General features: G+C 68.7%; 3 protein-coding genes. 1 reads left to right on the top strand and 2 read right to left on the bottom strand.

All coding sequences use genetic code 11. From position 1 onward, the window contains the following. Nucleotides 1–421 precede the first annotated feature (421 nt). Together IEZ15_RS43565 and IEZ15_RS46280 are read right to left on the bottom strand one after the other, a co-directional pair. Nucleotides 422–1,945 (bottom strand): FAD-dependent monooxygenase, encoded by a 1,524-nt coding sequence (locus IEZ15_RS43565; protein ID WP_189282463.1) that lies wholly within the window; start codon nt 1,943–1,945, stop codon nt 422–424. 55 nt (nt 1,946–2,000) lie between these two features. Then, on the bottom strand, nt 2,001–2,606 hold the full coding sequence (locus IEZ15_RS46280) for a hypothetical protein (RefSeq protein WP_229846593.1): 606 nt from the start codon (nt 2,604–2,606) through the stop codon (nt 2,001–2,003). A 227-nt stretch (nt 2,607–2,833) separates the two neighbouring features. Between IEZ15_RS46280 and IEZ15_RS43555 the strand changes: the two genes are divergently transcribed. Continuing rightward, the coding region (locus IEZ15_RS43555) for a hypothetical protein (RefSeq protein WP_229846592.1) at nt 2,834–3,172 on the top strand (339 nt) is incomplete at its 3' end.

Here is a 3,172-nt window from a genome sequence, read left to right as displayed (position 1 = left end):
ACCTACCCGACCAGCCACCCCACACCCCATGCCCAAGCTGAACCATCCCCTGCCAGCCGCACAGAAACAATCAGAGCACCTCAGCACCAACGTTCACACCGACGATGTCCACACCAACTACGCTCCCGCCGACAAACCCCCAACGCACCGCCCTCCCCCAGACCGCAGGGCTACGGACGCCGCCACGCGCACTCCGCTCGGGCTGGAACCCGGAGTACGCCGTGCCGACTCAGGCTCGGATGGATCCGCTCCCCGCAGCCGATCAAGGTCCGATCCGCCGCCATATGACGTCGACGGGCGGCACGAAGTCTTTCGTGCCGCCCGTCGACGTCAGGCGTGTTCGTCGCCGTCCTGCTGGGCCTGCCAGCGCTTCTTCAGTTCCTTGCTCCATCCCTTGGGCGGTGTCCAGTCGATGCCCTAGCTAGCTCTGCGGCGCACCGAACCACTGGGCAGCCGCCTGCTCGAACGCGTCGCGATCCGGGGCAGGCTCGCTCGCCCAGGCCACGACGCCGTCGGGCCGAATCAGCGCGGCACCCAGCCCGAGGTCGTTGCGCGCCGGGCCGGCCGCGTAGTGGATCAGGCCTGCCCACTCCTTGGCCGCGACCTGCAGCGCACGGTCGGTGCTGAAGTCGAGCACCACTCCCTGCCCCTGGCGCAGCAGTTCGCCGAGGCGGGTGCCGTCCTCGAAGCGGAAGTCCGGGGCGGTGCAGCCGATGAGGGGCTGCTCGCTGCCCAGGTCGTAGCGATTGAACAGCCCCGACGTCTTTCGGTACACGTGGGCCGTTCCGTCGGTGGTGCTCATCAGATCGTGGACGAGTTGACGCAGCGCGGGGGCGTTGGGGCCCGGCTTCATGGTCGCGACCTGGGCGCGGGACCAATCGAGGACGGCGGCCCCGACGGGGTGCCGCTCGGTGGTGTAGGTGTCGAGCAGGCCCTCGGGAGCGGAGCCGCGCACGGTGGCGGCGAGCTTCCAGCCGAGGTTGCCGGCTTCGCCGATGCCGAGGTTGAGGCCCTGGCCGCCCAGGGGCGAGTGGATGTGTGCTGCGTCGCCGGCGAGTAGTACACGGCCCTCGCGATACGTTGTCGCCTGCATCGCGCGGTCGGTGAAGCTGGAGGCGAGATGGACCTCGCTCAGCGTCACGTCGGTGCCGCTGATACGGCGCAGGACCGTCTGGAGGTGCTCGCGGGTCAGCAGCTGAGAGCGGTCGAAGGTGCCGCCGTCGCAGTCCATCATGCCCAGGTGCCCTTCGAGGGGCGTACGCAGATACATGCCGTTCGGCGTCAGGTTGAAACCGAGCGGCAACTGCTCGGGGTCGGCGAAGGTGACCTTGGCGACGTAGCCGGTGAACAGCGGCTCGGTGCCTACGAATTCGAAGCCGGTAAGCTGACGTACGGCGCTGCGCCCGCCGTCGCAGCCCACCAGCCAGCGCCCCTGGTACTCCTGGCCGCCTGCCGTGACGAGGACAGATTCGGTGTCCTGCGCCACGGCCGTGACGGGAGCATTCCGGATGATCTCGACTCCGAGCGCGGTAGCCCGCTCGGACAGCACCGATCCGACCGCTTCCAGGCTCGTCATGAACCCCTCCATCGCCGGGCTGGGCAGCCGAGACGGGAGGGCTGCTGTGTCGATGCCGGCCGCGTTGAGCGTCATGCCCGCGAAATGGCTCAGCTCGCGAGGGTCGGGGGCCTCGACCGCTTCCGGATCCGCACCGACCTTCTCCGGGTTGACTCCGGAAGCATTCGCTGTCGCTTCCAGCAGGCCCCGGCGGTAGAGCGTCCCGGCCGACCCGGCGTTCAGGCCCCGCAGCCCGAGCGGGAATGCCTTCAGGGGCGAGGTGAGTTCCGGGTCCCGCTCAAGGACCAGAACCGAGCAGCCGGACAGGGCCAGCTCGCCAGCCAGGAACAGACCGACCGGACCGCCGCCCGCGATCACGACGTCACGCATGAGAGGTGTCCTTTCGAGAAACGAACGATGGGGTCAGCCGGCCAGATCGGCCGGGTCAGCACAGATGGGTGAGGCCGTCGAGGATGACGGCGATGCCGGCGAGGAACTGCTCGCGGTCGTCGTGCTCTCTCATCTGGGCGAGCTGCTCGGTGGCCTCGCCGAGCGCGCTGGCGGCTGGTGGGTGGTCCGGGTCACCGGTCCCGCCTGGTGGGTTGGGCTTCGTCGGTGCTGGAGGGGCTGCTTGCAGGTGGGCGATGACTTCACGCAGGGCCTGGAGGAGTTCTTTCGATTCGCGCACGTCGGCGTCGGCGTCGCGCAGGACCTGATCGGGCGGTTCTCCTCCCGTTCGGAGGGCGGTGGGTGGCGGGGTGCTGTTCTCTGCGGCTTTGGCGAGTTGATGAAGCTCCTCAGCTCTGGCGGTGACAGCAGCGCGGGCGCGTTCGTCGCGTACCAGGTCCCGAACCACATGCTGCAGCAGGTGCAACTCGATCGTCTTCGTGCCGGCCCGGTACTCACCCCAGCTGGTCTTGCTGATCTTGTACCGCTCCGCGAGCTCGCGGACCGTGAAGTCCTTCGTCAGATTCCTCAGAAACGCGGCTAGCGCATTGGCCTGCTCGGTCTGTCCCTTGAGCCCGCCCTGTGGACGGCCGGCCTTCACCATGGTGGCGCTCCCCCGATAGTTGTCCGCGTTGTCCGCTGCTTTCCCGCGCCCCATCTGCGGTTATGCGAGGCGGCCGTTGATGGACAATCAGACCAGGTCGCACGGTGAGAGCTCCACCGTTTCCCAGACAGACCCTGGAGCTTTCCGTGACCCGTAGTGCTGTGTGGGGCCGCGCCCGGTCCCGGCCCGGCAGAACGCCGAGTATCCTTCGCCGGATCGGCGTTGTCGTGGCTGGTGTGATCACCGCCGGTGTCCTGTCCTCGTTCCCCGCCTTGGCTGACGGGGCCCCGGCTTCCGCACCGGTCCCGCTGGGGTCGGTGACCGCGACCGGTGACGACCAGCTCTTCGGACTGGCCGCCGACCACTCCGCGGTCTACCGGTGGAACGGGCAGGGCACCGACTGGACCAAGGTCGGCGGACCCGCCCAGGACCTGTACGCGGGCGGCGCCGGACTCTTCGCCGCCGCACCGGACACCGGCAAGGTCTTCAAGTACGACGGCACCCCGGAGGCGTGGTCGCAAGTTGGTGAGCCCGGTGCGGATTTCGCCGTCACCAACGACCGCCTC

The sequence above is a fragment of the Streptomyces atratus genome (genome assembly GCF_014648655.1).
Taxonomy (GTDB): domain Bacteria; phylum Actinomycetota; class Actinomycetes; order Streptomycetales; family Streptomycetaceae; genus Streptomyces; species Streptomyces atratus.
Note: the sequence above shows the minus strand (reverse complement) of the source record. Positions and strands in the feature narration are given on the sequence as shown.